Genomic DNA, 14,035 nt, shown 5'->3' with positions numbered 1-14,035 from the left:
CTTCGCCCGAGCGCCGTCACATCAGGCACGAACACCCGGTAAAGCCCGACAGGCCCCCGCCACCCGGCGAGGGCCTGTCGATCACGCGGGACGAGGTGGCGTCAGCTGTCGCCCTTTCCGGCTCCGCTGCCGCTGCTGCTGCGCTTGAAGATCTTGTTGCCCAGCCACACCAGCGGGTCGTACTTGCGGTCCACGACGCGCTCCTTCATGGGGATGAGCGCATTGTCGGTGATCTTGATGTGCTCGGGACACACCTCGGTGCAGCACTTGGTGATGTTGCAGTAGCCCAGGCCGTGCTCGTTCTGGGCGGCTTCCTGGCGGTCGGCCACGTCGTAGGGGTGCATGTCGAGCTCGGCGATGCGCATGAGGAAGCGAGGGCCCGCGAAGTTGGGCTTGTTCTCCTCGTGGTCGCGGATGACGTGGCAGACGTTGTTGCACATGAAGCACTCGATGCACTTGCGGAACTCCTGCGAGCGCTCCACGTCGATCTGCTGCATGCGGTACTCGCCGGGCTTGACGTCGGCGGGCGGGGTGAACGACGGGATCTCGCGTGCCTTCTGGTAGTTGAAGGAGACGTCGGTCACCAGGTCCTTGATGACGGGGAAGGTCCGCATCGGGGTGACGGTGATCGTCTCTTCTTCCGTGAAGGTCGACATCCGGGTCATACAGCCCAGACGCGGCTTCCCGTTGATCTCCATGGAGCAGGAGCCGCACTTGCCGGCCTTGCAGTTCCACCGGACCGCGAGGTCGGGCGCCTGGGTGGCCTGGAGCCTGTGGATGATGTCGAGGACGACCTCGCCCTCGTTGACCTCGACGGTGAAGTCCTCGAGCTTGCCTTCGCCGCCTTCGCCACGCCAGACCTTGAACTTCGCCTTGTAGCTCATTTCTCAATCCCGTCGAAAGCCGCCATCTCATCCACCGTGAGGTACTTCTTGAGCTCGTCCCGGTCGAAGAGCGTGATGAGGTCGTCGCGCATCGGCGTCTGGACCTGCTCCTCGACGGTGACGGAAGCGCCGCCGTCCGGCGTCGAGCAGACCAGGAGCTTGGTCCGCCAGTCGGCCGACATACCGGGATAGTCGTCGCGGGTGTGACCGCCTCGGCTCTCCTGGCGCAGCAGTGCGGCCTTGGCCACGCACTCGGAGACCAGCAGCATGTTGCGCAGGTCGAGGGCGAGGTGCCAGCCGGGGTTGTAGATGCGGGTCCCGGCCGCGCCGACCAGGTGCACCCGCTCCTTGAGCTTCTCGACGACCTCCAGGGCCTCGGAGACCTCCTCGGCCTTGCGGATGATGCCGACGAGCTCGTTCATCGTGCGCTGGAGCTCGTGGTGCAGCTCGTAGGGGTTCTCGCCGCTGCGCTCCAGGGGGGCCAGGGCCTCGGCCTTGGCGTCGGCCACGGCCGCGTCGGCCACCTTGGGCCTGGCGGGCAGGCCGTCGATGTAGGCGGCGGCCCCGGCTCCGGCCCGGCGGCCGAAGACCAGCAGGTCCGACAGGGAGTTGCCGCCGAGCCTGTTGGAGCCGTGCATGCCGCCCGACACCTCACCGGCCGCGAACAGCCCGGGTACGGCCGCCGCACCGGTGTCGGCGTCCACCTCGACGCCGCCCATGATGTAGTGACAGGTCGGGCCGACCTGCATGGGCTCCTTGGTGATGTCGACGTCGGCCAGCTCCTTGAACTGGTGGTGCATCGACGGCAGCCGCTTGATGATCTCGGCGGCCGGAAGCCGGGTCGAGACGTCGAGGTAGACGCCGCCCTGCGGTGAGCCGCGCCCGGCCTTGACCTCCGAGTTGATCGCCCTGGCCACCTCGTCACGCGGCAGCAGCTCGGGGGGACGGCGGTTGTTGGCCTGGTCGGTGTACCAGCGGTCGCCCTCCTCCTCGGTGGTGGCGTACTTGTCCTTGAACACCTCGGGGATGTAGCCGAACATGAAGCGCTTGCCCTCGGAGTTGCGCAGGACGCCGCCGTCGCCGCGCACCGACTCGGTGACGAGGATGCCGCGCACGGAGGGCGGCCAGACCATCCCCGTGGGGTGGAACTGGATGAACTCCATGTTGATCAGGTTGGCGCCGGCGAGCAGGGCCAGGGCGTGGCCGTCGCCGGTGTACTCCCAGGAGTTGGAGGTGACGACGTAGCTCTTGCCGATGCCGCCGGTGGCCAGCACGACCGCCGGGGTGTCGAACAGGATGAGGTTGCCCGTCTCGCGCCAGTAGCCGAAGGCGCCGGAGATGGCGTCGCCGTCCTTGAGCAGGCGGGTGATCGTGCACTCGGCGAAGACCTTGATGTAGGCCTCGTGGTCGCCGTGCGTCTCGTAGTCCTCCTGCTGCAGGGCCACCACGCGCTGCTGCAGCGTGCGGATCAGCTCGAGGCCGGTCCGGTCGCCGACGTGGGCCAGGCGGGGGTACTCGTGGCCGCCGAAGTTGCGCTGGCTGATCTTGCCGTCTTTCGTACGGTCGAACAGCGCGCCCCAGGCCTCCAGCTCCCAGACCCGGTCGGGCGCCTCCTTGGCGTGGAGCTCGGCCATCCTCCAGTTGTTGAGGAACTTGCCGCCGCGCATGGTGTCGCGGAAGTGCACCATCCAGTTGTCGTCGCTGTTGACATTGCCCATGGCCGCGGCGGCGCCGCCCTCCGCCATGACGGTGTGGGCCTTGCCGAACAGGGACTTGCAGACGATGGCCGTCCGCTTGCCCTGCTGGCGGGCCTCGATCGCCGCCCTGAGCCCGGCACCTCCGGCCCCGATGACGACGACGTCGTATTCGTGACGCTCGATTTCCACGGTGAAGATCCTTTAGGCGTACGGGAAGAGGATGATGCCCTTGGCGACGAGGCGGACGTAGAGGTCGGCGCCCATCACGGAGAACATCGAGGCCCACGCGAGCGGCTGGTGCTTGGCGTTGAGCTTCGAGACGAAGGTCCACGCCTTGTACCGCACGGGGTGCTTGGAGAAGTGGTTGAGCCGCCCTGCGGTGATGTGCCGGCAGGAGTGGCACGACAGCGTGTACGCCACGATGAGGACGGCGTTGAGCACCAGGATCCAGGTGCCGAGGCCGAGCGGCTTGTGGACCAGGGCCAGGATCGCGTCGTAGGTGAGGATGCCGCCGATGAGGATCGCACCGTAGAAGAAGTAACGGTGGATGTTCTGGATGATCAGCGGGAAGCGGGTCTCACCGGTGTACTTGCCGTGCGGCTCCTGCACCGCGCACGCGGGCGGCGACAGCCAGAAGGAGCGGTAGTAGGACTTGCGGTAGTAGTAGCACGTCACCCGGAAGCCCGCGGGCAGACCGAGGATGAGCAGCCCAGGGGGCAGGGTGTACCAGTCGCCGAAGGGGGCGAAGCCGAGGAAGCGTGCTCCCTCCGGACAGGACGTCGCCAGGCAGGGCGACGAGAAGGGCGCGATATAGGGATCGACGAAGTAACTACCGTCGAAAATCGCCCAGAAGCCGTACACGAGGAACGAACTGAGCCCCAGGAAGGTCAGTAGGGGCGCCAGCCACCATCGGTCCGTGCGAAGGGTACGCACCGTGATCTGGGCGCGTTCTCTCCTGGCCTGGCTCTCAGGCGTTGTCTGGGTCATCGGAGACCTCTCCACCTCCCGCGGACCCTGCTCGCCGTGGGTCCGGGTTCGATAAGGTCGCGCGCCGAGGATGTGTCGGGGCGCGTGTCGGTGGAGCTACGTTACGCCTGAGCAGGCGTCCTGGTGTGAGAAGAGTCACGCAGGAATTCCGACCCTGGGTGTGATTGTTGTCACCCTCGCAGTAACCGAAGAGTGAAATATCCGCCTATGTCCAGTTAGGGGGGTGGCGGGGTCTGGCGGCGGTCGTGGTTGGGCAGTTTGACGACCGTCACGAAGAAGTCGTCGATCTGCCGGACGACCTGGATGAACCTCTCGAAGTCCACCGGCTTGCTGACATACGCATTGGCATGCAGACGGTAACTGCGCAGGATGTCCTCCTCGGCCTCCGACGTGGTCAGCACCACCACGGGGATGCACCGCAGCACCTCGTCGTTCTTGATCACCTCAAGGACCTCGGTGCCGTCCATCCTGGGCAGGTTGAGGTCGAGCAGGATGAGGTCGGGCAGCCGATCGGCCCCACGCAGGAAGTCCAGCGCCTCCTCGCCGTCGCCGACGACGCTGAGCTTGTTGCGTACCTTGTTGTGGGCGAAGGCCTCCCTGGTGAGCAGCACGTCACCGGGGTCGTCCTCGACGAGGAGCACCTCGATCGGCTGAGCCTCATGCATCGCGCGCTCCATCGGGCAGGGTCCATCGGAAGGTGGCGCCGGGCCCCGGGCCCTCGATCCAGATCCGGCCTCCGTGATAGTCCACGATCTTCCGGCAGAGTGCCAGCCCGATGCCGGTGCCAGGGTAGGCGTCACGCGGATGCAGCCGCTGGAAGATGAGGAACACCCGTTCGGCGTACTTGTCGGCGATGCCGATCCCGTTGTCCTCGCAGGCGAACTCCCACCAGCCCTCCTCGCCCCGTACGGCCGACACGTGCACGCGGGGCGGCTCGGCCGTACGGAACTTCAGGGCGTTGCCCACCAGGTTCTGGAAGAGCTGGACGAGCTGCGTCCTGTTGCCGAGCACGACGGGCAGCTCGCCGTGGGTGACGACGGCTCCGGCGTCCTCGATCCCGGCGGCCAGGTTCTCCAGCGCCGTGCCGAGCGCCTCGCCGCCGTCGACGGGCTCGCGCTCGCCGCCCAGCCTGCCGACCCGGGAGAAGTCCAGCAGGTCGTTGATCAGCAGCTGCATGCGCTTGGCGCCGTCGACGGCGAAGGAGATGTACTGCCTGGCCCTGTCGTCGAGCTGGTCGGCGTATCTCTGCTCCAGCATCTGGGTGAAGCTGGCCACCTTGCGCAGCGGCTCCTGCAGGTCGTGGCTGGCCACATAGGCGAACTGCTCCAGCTCGCCGTTGGAGCGGCGCAGCTCGAGCGTCTGGTCCTCGAGGCGGCGCCGGTTCTGCTCGGCGGCACGCCACTCGGCCAGGATGCGCCTGCGCATGGCGTCGACATGGCCGGACAGCTCGGTGAGCTCGGTCGGCCTGGCCACGTGCAGCCGATGGTCGAAGTCGCCGGAGGCGACCGTGCGCACCTGCTCGGCGAGCTGGGCGATCGGCTTGAGCACGGCTCGGCGGATGATCAGCGTGAGGCCGGTGGCCGCCAGGATCAGCACCGCGAGCAGGTAGCCGAGCGAGACGTAGACGGAGGTCCACTCCTGGTCGAGTCTGCCGCTGCCCATGTCGTGCAGGCGGCGGAGCTCGGCCCGCTGGCCGTCGAGCGCGGCGCGTACCTCGGCGAAGCGGGTGCTGTTGACCTGCGCCCGCTCGCGGCTGAGCGCGGCCCCGCCGATGATCAGGTCGCCGTAGCTCCGGCGCCACTCGGCCGCGGCGCCGGTCAGCGCGGCGAGCCTGGCGCGCATCACCTCGCCCTCGGGCATCCTGGGCAGCAATGCGGAGATCCCGGCGGTCGCGGTGCGCTCCTCGTTCACCGCGGCGCGGTAGGTGGCGCGGAACTCCTCCAGGCCGGTCAGCCCGAAACTTCTGACCATCGACTCCTGGGTGATCATCACCGTGCTGAGCTCCAGCGTGTGCTGCAGCGCGGGGTCGATGGTCTCCACCAGCGTGCGGCGCGCGTCGGCGGTCTCGGCGACCGATCTGATGATCAGCCCGATCGACGTCGCCAGCAGAACTGCGATGACCCCACCGGCCAGCAGGAACCAGCGCCCGACCGGCAGGCCCTTGGGCGGCGACGCGGGCGGGAGCGGGCGGATGCCCGCCATCACGATCCGGCCTTGCGCAGGAGCACCACGGCCACGTCGTCGCTGAGCTGGCCCGCCTGGGTGATGAGCCGGTCCAGGTCGATCTTGCCGTGCTCCCTGATCAGCCGCAGCAGGCCGTCGGTGCCGAGCAGATGCCCGCCGGGCCCGGTCGCCGCCTCGATCAGGCCGTCGGTGTAGATCATCAGCGACCAGTCGTCACCGAGCTCGATGTCGATCGTCTTCCAGTGCACGTCGGGGAAGATGCCGAGCGGCGGCCCCGACGGCGCGCCCGGCACCACGTCGATGCAGTCGCCGCGCATCACCAGCGGCGGCGGATGGCCGACGACCTGGAGGGCGGCATGGCGCTGGTCGGGGGAGACGGCCACCGTGCACAGCGTGGTGAAGATCTCCGCCGACTTGCGCTCGGCCTTGAGCAGGGTGTCGAGCGTGCGCAACACGTCGTTGCCGGTGTGCCCGGCCAGGACCAGCGTGCGCCAGGCGATGCGCAGCGCCACGCCGAGTGCGGCCTCGTCGGGCCCGTGCCCGCACACGTCGCCCACCACCACGTGCACCGCGCCGTCCGGCGTCTGCACGGTGTCGATGAAGTCGCCCGCCAGCAGGGTGCGCTCGCGGCCCGGGATGTAGCGGGTCGCGTGCTCGATCGCCGAGGTGCGCAGCAGCGGCACCGGCAGCAGCCCGCGCTCCAGGCGGTCGTTCTCCCTGTGGACGAGCTCGGACTCCGTCAGCTTGCGCTGGGTGATCTCGCCGCGCTTGCGTTCGATGGCGTATCTGATGGACCTGGCCAGCAGCCGCGCGTCGATGTCCTGTTTGACCAGGTAGTCCTGCGCGCCCGCCTGGACGGCGGCCACCCCCACGTGCACGTCCCGCAGCCCGGTCAGCACCAGCACGGCGACGTCGGGCGCGAGATCGATCACCAGCTCCAGGGCTTCGAGTCCGGTCGCGTCTGGCAGCGTCAGGTCGACGAGCACGCACTGCACCTCGGCCGTCAGATGCGTCCGGCATTCGGCGAGGCTGCGCGCCCAGGTGATGCGCGGCGGCGCCTCCGCCTCCTTGAGCAGCTCCTCCACGAGGAACGCGTCACCGGCATCGTCCTCCACGAGAAGCAGGGTGAGCGTCTCGTTCAGGTTCGCCGTCAATACCGCCTCCAGGCCGATGAGCGCAGACGCGATGAGTTGGGCGGGTGTGTCTTCGCTGCCTCATTCTGCACCGTGCGAACGAGCTCAGGACAGCAGAAGTTCGACACCGGGTGGCAGCGTCCCTTCGTGGGCGGCCTCGGCCAGGAAGAACAGCAGCGTGGCCCGGAAGGCGTGCGCCGCCCGCGTCGGCTCGACGTCCTTGCGATGGGCCAGCGCGATCGTACGGCGCAGCCCGGGAGGCGCGAGCGGTGTGCCGGCCAGGCCCGGCCTGCCGTCCAGCACCATCGAGGGCACGACCGCGACGCCGAGCCCGGCCTCGACGAAGCGCAGGACGGCGTCCATCTCGCCGCCCTCCACGGCGAAGCGCGGCTCGAACCCGGCCTGCCTGCAGGCGCTGAGTGTGGCCTCGCGCAGGTCGTAGCCGCGTCTGAACATCACCATCGGCCTGCCCCTCAGGTCCTGGATGCGCATCGGCGAGCGTCTGGGCGGCTCGTGCGAGGGCGAGACGACGACGAGGTTCTCCCGCAGGATGTCCTCGGTCAGCAGGGCCGGGTCGTCGCTCTGCAGCGGCATGATGATCAGCGCCAGGTCGAGCTGGCCCCGGGCGAGCGCTCTGACCAGGTCGCGGGAGCCGCCCTCCTCCACCAGCAGTTCGATGCCCGGGTAGTCGCCGTGGAAGCGGGCCAGCGCGTCGGCCAGCAGTCCGGCGCACAGCGAGGGGGTGGCGCCCAGCCTGACCCTGCCCCGGCGCAGTCCGGCGAGCTCGGCCACCTCCTGGCGTGCGGTGTCGGCGTCGGCGAGCATGCGGCGGGCCAGCGGCAGCAGCGCCTCGCCCGCGGCGGTCAGCGTGACATTGCCCCGGGCGCGCGAGAACAGCGGTGCGCCGAGCTCGCTCTCCAGGGCCTTGATCTGCTTGCTGAGGGAGGGCTGGGCGACCCGCATGCTCTCGGCGGCCTGGGTGAAGTGCCGTGATTCGGCGACCGCGACGAAGTAGGCGAGCTGCTGAAGCTGCATAGATCCCCCAGCATCTCGCGTGTGATTTTGATCGCATCGTCCGGGGTGCACGATTTCCCGTTGCCGGGTGAAACCAAGGATCATAGCCACCGGCTATGGAAACCAGGCCGGTGATGACTTGGACGCCGCATGGGCTCATCCATAACGTCGGAAGACGTGACAGCCACGATTGAGCGCGGGTCCGCCACCGCGCCTGTGCCCCCCGTGAAGGACTCCCGTAAGCGGCGCGCCAAGCGTCCAACGAGGAGGCGGTCCGGTGGGTTCCTCAGGTCCTCCAACGGCAGGAAGGTCGTCATGGCCGTCACGGGCGCCGTGCTCGTGCTGTTCCTCGTCGGCCACATGCTCGGCAACCTCAAGATCTTCTTCGGCAAGCAGTCGTTCAACGACTATGCCGAGTTCCTGCGCACCATGGGCGAGCCGCTGGTGCCGTACCGGACGTTGCTGACGCTGACCGAGGTGGTGCTGCTGGTCTGCGTGGTGGCGCACATGTGGGCGGCGATCACGCTGGCCAGGCGGGCCGGCAAGGCCAGGCCGGTCAAGTACGTGGCCAAGAAGTCGCAGGCCAAGGGCTATGCCACGCACATCATGCGGTTCGGCGGGCTCACGATCGCGCTGTTCGTGGTGTGGCACCTGCTGGACCTGACGTTCGGCGTGGTCAACCCGGCCGGGTTCGACGGCACCGCCGCCGACCGCATGGTGCAGGGCTTCCAGCCGGGGCGCTGGTGGGTGGCGCTGTTCTACGTGGTCGCCGTCGTCATGGTCGGCCTGCACCTGCGGCACGGCCTGTGGAGCGCGTTCCAGACGCTGGGGCTGGCGAACGGCAACCGGTACCGCGGCCTCAACCTCTTCGCCGGGCTGCTCTCGGCCGTACTGGTGGTCGGCTTCCTCGCCGCGCCGCTCGCGATCATGATCGGAGTAGTCAAGTGACCGTGCGATTCACCGAGGGTGAGCCGATCCGCGACACGAAGGCGCCCGAAGGGCCCATCGAGGAGCGGTGGGAGAAGCGCAAGTTCGCCGCCAAGCTCGTCAACCCGGCCAACAAGCGCAAGCTCAATGTCATCGTCATCGGCACCGGCCTGGCCGGAGGCTCGGCGGCGGCGACGCTGGGCGAGCTCGGCTACAACGTGAAGTCCTTCTGCTACCAGGACTCCCCGCGCCGCGCGCACTCGATCGCCGCGCAGGGCGGTATCAACGCCGCGAAGAACTACCGAGGCGACGGCGACTCGATCTACCGCCTGTTCTACGACACGGTCAAGGGCGGCGACTTCCGCGCCCGCGAGTCCAACGTCTACCGCCTGGCCCAGGTCTCGGTGAACATCATCGACCAGGCCGTCGCGCAGGGCGTCCCCTTCGCCCGTGAGTACGGCGGGCTGCTCGACACCCGTTCGTTCGGCGGCGCCCAGGTCTCGCGTACGTTCTACGCGCGCGGCCAGACGGGCCAGCAGCTGCTGCTCGGTGCGTACCAGGCGCTGGAGCGCCAGATCGCGGCCGGGACCGTCGAGATGCACACCAGGCACGAGATGCTCGACCTCATCGTCTCCGACGGGCGGGCGCGCGGCGTCATCGTCCGCGACATGGTGACGGGCGAGATCGAGCGGCACGTCGCCGACGCGGTCGTGCTGGCCTCGGGCGGCTACGGCAACGTCTTCTTCCTGTCCACGAACGCCAAGGGCTGCAACACCACGGCCATCTGGCGTGCGCACAGGCGCGGCGCGATGTTCGCCAACCCCTGCTACACGCAGATCCACCCGACGTGCATCCCGGTCTCGGGCGAGTACCAGTCGAAGCTGACGCTGATGTCGGAGTCGCTGCGCAACGACGGCCGGGTCTGGGTGCCGTTGCGCAAGGGCGACGACCGCCCGGCGGGCGACATCCCCGACGACGAGCGCGACTACTACCTGGAGCGCATCTACCCGGCGTTCGGCAACCTGGTCCCGCGTGACATCGCCTCGCGTGCCGCCAAGAACGTCTGCGACGAGGGCAGGGGGGTGGGCCCCGGCGGGCTCGGTGTCTATCTCGACTTCCGCGACGCCATCTCCCGCCTCGGCCGAGACGCCGTCGAGAAGAAGTACGGCAACCTGTTCGAGATGTACGAGCGCATCACCGGCGAGGACCCCTACAGCCAGCCGATGCGCATCTACCCCGCCGTGCACTACACGATGGGCGGCCTGTGGGTCGACTACGACCTGCAGTCGACGATCCCCGGCCTCTTCGTGGTCGGCGAGGCCAACTTCTCCGACCACGGCGCCAACAGGCTCGGCGCCTCCGCGCTGATGCAGGGCCTGGCCGACGGCTACTTCGTGCTGCCGACGACGCTCGGCGACTACCTGGCCGCAGGTCCGTTCGGCGAGGTCGACGAGGAGGCCGTGGCCGAGGCCGAGATCGCCGTGCGCGACAAGATCGACCGGCTGCTCACGGTCAACGGCGACCGCACGGCCGACTCCTACCACCGTGAGCTGGGCAAGCTCATGTGGGACTACTGCGGCATGGAACGCACCGAGGCGTCGCTGCGCAAGGCCCTGGAGCGCATCCCCGAGCTGCGCGAGGAGTTCTGGCGCAACGTCAAGGTCTCGGGCGAGGCCGACGAGCTCAACCAGGCCCTGGAGCGGGCCGGCCGGGTGGCCGACTTCTTCGACCTGGCCGAGCTCATGTGCCTGGACGCCCTGGAGCGCACCGAGTCGTGCGGCGGCCACTTCCGCGCCGAGTCCCAGGACGCCGACGGCGAGGCCCTGCGCGACGACGAGCACTTCGCGCACGTCTCCGCCTGGGAGTACAGCCCCGAAGGGCCGGTCCTGCACAAGGAAGCCCTTGAGTACGAGTACGTCAAGATGAGCCAGCGGAGCTACAAGTGATCGAGACGAGCACGGGCGGCCTGAACCTCACCCTGAAGGTCTGGCGGCAGAACGGCCCCGAGGACAAGGGCCGCATGGTGACCTACCGGGTCGAGGACGTCTCGCCTGACATGTCCTTCCTGGAGATGCTCGACGTCCTCAACGAGCGGCTCATCCTGGAGGGCGACGACCCGATCGCCTTCGACCACGACTGCCGCGAGGGCATCTGCGGCATGTGCGGCATGGTGATCAACGGCGTCGCGCACGGCGAGCAGATCGCCACCACGACCTGCCAGCTGCACATGCGGCACTTCGAGGACAACGCCACCATCACGATCGAGCCGTGGCGCGCGGCGCCCTTCCCCGTGGTCAAGGACCTGGTCGTGGACCGCTCGGCCTTCGACCGCATCATCCAGGCGGGCGGCTTCGTCTCGGTCCCGGCGGGTTCGGCGCCGGACGCGCACAGTGTGCCCGTGCGCAAGGAGGACGCCGACGACGCCTTCGACGCGGCGACCTGCATCGGCTGCGGCGCGTGCGTGGCCGCCTGTCCGAACGGCTCGGCCTCGCTCTTCACCGCCGCCAAGATCACCCACCTGTCCCTCCTGCCGCAGGGCCAGCCCGAGCGTGACATCCGGGCCAGGAACATGGTCGAGCAGATGGACGCCGAGGGCTTCGGCGGCTGCACCAACACCGGCGAGTGCACCGCGGTCTGCCCGAAGGGCATCCCGCTGGACACGATCGCCAGGATGAACAGCGAGTACCTGCGCGCCTCCCGGTAGGCGATCGGGCCCGAGGGCGCGTGCGAGGTCTCCTCGCCCGCGCCCTTTCGCATTCACGACCCTCGCAAGTCCGACAAATGGGCCTTGACAGGACTTGTAAAGAAGGAAAGCTAACAATTGACCGAAACGCTCTCCTGAGGGGCCTGTGATGAGCACGTGGTTCAGGATCGTTCTGCTCGGTGTGCTGGTGCTCGGGGTCTTACCCGTGGGCCCGGCGCAGGCCGACGAGGCGCAGGCGGTGGTGGCTCTCGGAGCCGTCGTGCCCGCGCCGGTGTCCGTCAAGGCCGTCGCCGGCGTCACGTACACGCTGGCTCGGCATGCCCGCATCGCGGCCGAGGGGGAGGCGCGAGGGGTGGCGAACTACCTCGCCGACATCCTGCGGCCCTCGACCGGCTACACGCTGCCGATCGTGCGCTCGGCCAAGCACGCGGCCGTCTCGCTGCTCCTGCACGGCGCGCCCGCCAAGGTCGGGGCCGAGGGCTACCAGCTCGACGTGAGCGCCTCGGGCGTCACCATCAGGGCGCGCACGGCGACCGGCCTGTTCAACGGCGTGCAGACCCTGCGCCAGCTCTTCCCGCCCGACATCGAGTCCACCGAGGTACGGCAGGGGCCCTGGCGACTGGCCGCAGGGCGGATCGTCGACCACCCGAGGTTCGCCTACCGGGGGGCGATGCTGGACGTCGCCAGGCACTTCCATCCCGTGGACACCGTCAAGCGGTTCCTGGACAGGCTGGCCCTGTACAAGATCAACTACCTCCACCTGCACCTCACCGACGACCAGGGCTGGCGCATCGTCAACGACGCCTGGCCCAGGCTCGCGACCTACGGCGGCAGCACCCAGGTGGGCGGCGGGCCCGGCGGCTACTACACCAAGGCCGACTACCGCGAGATCGTCGCGCACGCCGCCGCCAGGCACATCACGATCGTCCCCGAGATCGACATGCCGGGCCACACCAACGCGGCACTGGCCTCCTACGCCGAGCTGAACTGCGACGGCGTCGCGCCCCCGCTCTACACGGGCATCGCGGTCGGCTTCAGCACGCTGTGCGCGGCCAAGGAGGTCACCTACACCTTCGCCTCCGACGTCCTGCGCGAGCTGGCCGCCCTCACGCCCGGCCCGTACCTGCACGTGGGCGGTGACGAGGCCAAGGTGACCACGGACGAGGAGTACGCCACCTTCCTCAACCGGGTGCAGCCCATGGTCAAGAGGCGCGGCAAGGCGGTGATGGGCTGGCACCAGATCGGCGCGCCCGACGTGGCGCACTCGCGCGGACGCGTGGTGCAGTACTGGGGCCTGACCGCGTCCGACGCCCTGGTGACCGAGGCGGTGAGCAAGGGCGCCAAGGTCGTGCTGTCGCCGGCGAACAAGGCCTACCTCGACATGAAGTACAACGCGACGACGCCCATCGGCCTGAGCTGGGCCGGCTACATCGAGGTGGACACGGCCTACGGCTGGGACCCGGGCTCCTACCTGAGCGGCGTGCCCGCCGGCGCCGTGCTCGGCGTCGAGGCGCCGCTGTGGACGGAGACGGCCGTCACCGAGAGCCATCTGGAGTACCTGGCCTTCCCGAGGCTGCCCGCCGTGGCCGAACTCGGCTGGTCGCCCTGGTCGACGCACGACTGGGAGGGCTTCAGGACCAGACTCGCCGCACACGGCCCGAGGTGGACCGTCCTGGGCATCGACTTCTACCGCTCGGCGCAGGTGCCGTGGCAGGAGGCTCAGCCGGGCGTACGGGAGATCGTGACGGTCCCGGCGGGCGCCGAGGCGGTGATCTCGCGAGGGGAGTCGGCGTCCTGAGGCACGTCGACACCGGCCCCGGGCGGCGCCTCGACCGCGTAGCCGTCGCCCGCGGGCACGACGACCTCGGCGTCGCCCGCGTCGGCCACCGCCCTGACCCTGGTGGGCGGCGAGACGAAGGCCAGGGTGGTGCTGCCCGCGCGCGTCTCGGCGTCGACGCCGGTGCTGCGCAGGCCGCCGCCCCTGATGCTGCCGCTCTGCGTGCGCGCCCACACCTTGCCCTGGGCGGCGTTGAACACCACGTCGCCCACCTTGGTGCTCAGTCTGAGCTCGCCCCACACGCCGGTCACCGAGACGTTGCCCCGGTCGGCCTCGACGTCGACGGCCGCCGTGGTCGGCACGCCGACCGTGACCGTGCCCATGCACCCGTCCGCCGGTCGTGAGCACTCCAGGCCGACCCGCAGGGTGGCGCCGTCCCAGTCCGAACGCAGCGCCGGTCGGCGCCCGCCGCCCCACATCATCGCGTTCTCGACACTCAGCTGCCCCGCCCGGCCCGGCACGAAGGAGATGTTGACATTGCCGTCCGAACGCACGACGACCTTGGACGCGGTGAGCTCGTGCACGGCCGTCGTGCTCTGGTAGGTGCTGTCGGGGACGTCCTGGTTGACCAGGGCGCTGATGGCGATCGACCCGACGGTGAAGGCGGCGAGCGCGCCCCCGGCGACCCGCCAGGCGGTCCTGACGTTGGGGTGCATGCGACGAAGTCC

At 69.1% G+C, this 14,035-nt stretch carries 12 protein-coding genes; 4 read left to right on the top strand and 8 right to left on the bottom strand.

Features of this window, described 5'->3' with window-relative positions; all coding sequences use genetic code 11:
- Positions 1-101: 101 nt before the first annotated feature.
- The 7 genes from ACTWNK_RS38160 to ACTWNK_RS38130 all read right to left on the bottom strand — a co-directional run bounded on the left by ACTWNK_RS38160 (position 102) and on the right by ACTWNK_RS38130 (position 7,920).
- Positions 102-884 carry a succinate dehydrogenase/fumarate reductase iron-sulfur subunit gene (locus tag ACTWNK_RS38160; protein ID WP_474309783.1) on the bottom strand — a complete coding sequence of 261 codons (783 nt, stop codon included), beginning with the start codon at positions 882-884 and terminating at the stop codon, positions 102-104.
- On the bottom strand, positions 881-2,770 hold the full coding sequence (locus tag ACTWNK_RS38155; RefSeq protein ID WP_474309782.1) for a fumarate reductase/succinate dehydrogenase flavoprotein subunit: 1,890 nt from the start codon (positions 2,768-2,770) through the stop codon (positions 881-883). Before ACTWNK_RS38155 ends, ACTWNK_RS38160 begins: the two co-directional genes overlap by 4 nt.
- A 12-nt stretch (positions 2,771-2,782) precedes the next feature.
- Positions 2,783-3,568: a hypothetical protein gene (locus tag ACTWNK_RS38150; RefSeq protein WP_474309781.1), complete on the bottom strand. Its 786-nt coding sequence runs from the start codon at positions 3,566-3,568 to the stop codon at positions 2,783-2,785.
- A 215-nt stretch (positions 3,569-3,783) separates the two neighbouring features.
- Positions 3,784-4,233, bottom strand: coding sequence for a response regulator (locus ACTWNK_RS38145; protein ID WP_474309780.1), 450 nt, complete (start codon positions 4,231-4,233; stop codon positions 3,784-3,786).
- Positions 4,226-5,770, bottom strand: coding sequence for a sensor histidine kinase (locus ACTWNK_RS38140; RefSeq protein ID WP_474311119.1), 1,545 nt, complete (start codon positions 5,768-5,770; stop codon positions 4,226-4,228). The genes ACTWNK_RS38145 and ACTWNK_RS38140 overlap by 8 nt, the downstream gene beginning before the upstream one ends.
- Positions 5,770-6,906: a PP2C family protein-serine/threonine phosphatase gene (locus tag ACTWNK_RS38135; RefSeq protein ID WP_474309779.1), complete on the bottom strand. Its 1,137-nt coding sequence runs from the start codon at positions 6,904-6,906 to the stop codon at positions 5,770-5,772. The genes ACTWNK_RS38140 and ACTWNK_RS38135 overlap by 1 nt, the downstream gene beginning before the upstream one ends.
- An 84-nt stretch (positions 6,907-6,990) precedes the next feature.
- Positions 6,991-7,920 carry a LysR family transcriptional regulator gene (locus tag ACTWNK_RS38130; RefSeq protein WP_474309778.1) on the bottom strand — a complete coding sequence of 310 codons (930 nt, stop codon included), beginning with the start codon at positions 7,918-7,920 and terminating at the stop codon, positions 6,991-6,993.
- A 129-nt stretch (positions 7,921-8,049) separates the two neighbouring features.
- On the opposite strand from ACTWNK_RS38130, the gene ACTWNK_RS38125 reads away from it, so the two are divergent.
- From ACTWNK_RS38125 to ACTWNK_RS38110, 4 genes are all read left to right on the top strand, one after another.
- Positions 8,050-8,847, top strand: a complete 798-nt coding sequence (locus ACTWNK_RS38125; protein ID WP_474309777.1) for a succinate dehydrogenase cytochrome b subunit — start codon at positions 8,050-8,052, stop codon at positions 8,845-8,847.
- A complete protein-coding gene (locus ACTWNK_RS38120) occupies positions 8,844-10,772 on the top strand; it encodes a fumarate reductase/succinate dehydrogenase flavoprotein subunit (RefSeq protein WP_474309776.1) in 1,929 nt (642 codons plus the stop codon). Before ACTWNK_RS38125 ends, ACTWNK_RS38120 begins: the two co-directional genes overlap by 4 nt.
- Before the next feature lie 20 nt (positions 10,773-10,792).
- Positions 10,793-11,530, top strand: coding sequence for a succinate dehydrogenase/fumarate reductase iron-sulfur subunit (locus ACTWNK_RS38115; RefSeq protein ID WP_474311117.1), 738 nt, complete (start codon positions 10,793-10,795; stop codon positions 11,528-11,530).
- A 148-nt stretch (positions 11,531-11,678) separates the two neighbouring features.
- Positions 11,679-13,328, top strand: coding sequence for a beta-N-acetylhexosaminidase (locus ACTWNK_RS38110; protein WP_474309775.1), 1,650 nt, complete (start codon positions 11,679-11,681; stop codon positions 13,326-13,328).
- On the opposite strand, the gene ACTWNK_RS38105 is transcribed toward ACTWNK_RS38110, so the two are convergent.
- Positions 13,250-14,023 carry a DUF4097 family beta strand repeat-containing protein gene (locus ACTWNK_RS38105; protein WP_474309774.1) on the bottom strand — a complete coding sequence of 258 codons (774 nt, stop codon included), beginning with the start codon at positions 14,021-14,023 and terminating at the stop codon, positions 13,250-13,252. The genes ACTWNK_RS38110 and ACTWNK_RS38105 overlap by 79 nt on opposite strands.
- Positions 14,024-14,035: the final 12 nt, after the last annotated feature.

This window comes from Nonomuraea sp. IBHARD001 (assembly GCF_056106265.1).
The sequence above is the reverse complement of the archived record's forward strand: the minus strand, read 5'-3'. Positions and strand labels throughout refer to the sequence as shown.

What these genes read in the sequence shown, in the direction of transcription:
- ACTWNK_RS38160 (WP_474309783.1), bottom strand. Translation starts at nt 884, where the DNA reads ATGAGCTACAAGGCGAAGTTCAAGGTCTGGCGTGGCGAAGGCGGCGAA.
- ACTWNK_RS38150 (WP_474309781.1), bottom strand. Translation starts at nt 3,568, where the DNA reads ATGACCCAGACAACGCCTGAGAGCCAGGCCAGGAGAGAACGCGCCCAG.
- ACTWNK_RS38145 (WP_474309780.1), bottom strand. Translation starts at nt 4,233, where the DNA reads ATGCATGAGGCTCAGCCGATCGAGGTGCTCCTCGTCGAGGACGACCCC.
- ACTWNK_RS38140 (WP_474311119.1), bottom strand. Translation starts at nt 5,770, where the DNA reads ATGGCGGGCATCCGCCCGCTCCCGCCCGCGTCGCCGCCCAAGGGCCTG.
- ACTWNK_RS38130 (WP_474309778.1), bottom strand. Translation starts at nt 7,920, where the DNA reads ATGCAGCTTCAGCAGCTCGCCTACTTCGTCGCGGTCGCCGAATCACGG.
- ACTWNK_RS38125 (WP_474309777.1), top strand. Translation starts at nt 8,050, where the DNA reads ATGGGCTCATCCATAACGTCGGAAGACGTGACAGCCACGATTGAGCGC.
- ACTWNK_RS38110 (WP_474309775.1), top strand. Translation starts at nt 11,679, where the DNA reads ATGAGCACGTGGTTCAGGATCGTTCTGCTCGGTGTGCTGGTGCTCGGG.
- ACTWNK_RS38105 (WP_474309774.1), bottom strand. Translation starts at nt 14,023, where the DNA reads ATGCACCCCAACGTCAGGACCGCCTGGCGGGTCGCCGGGGGCGCGCTC.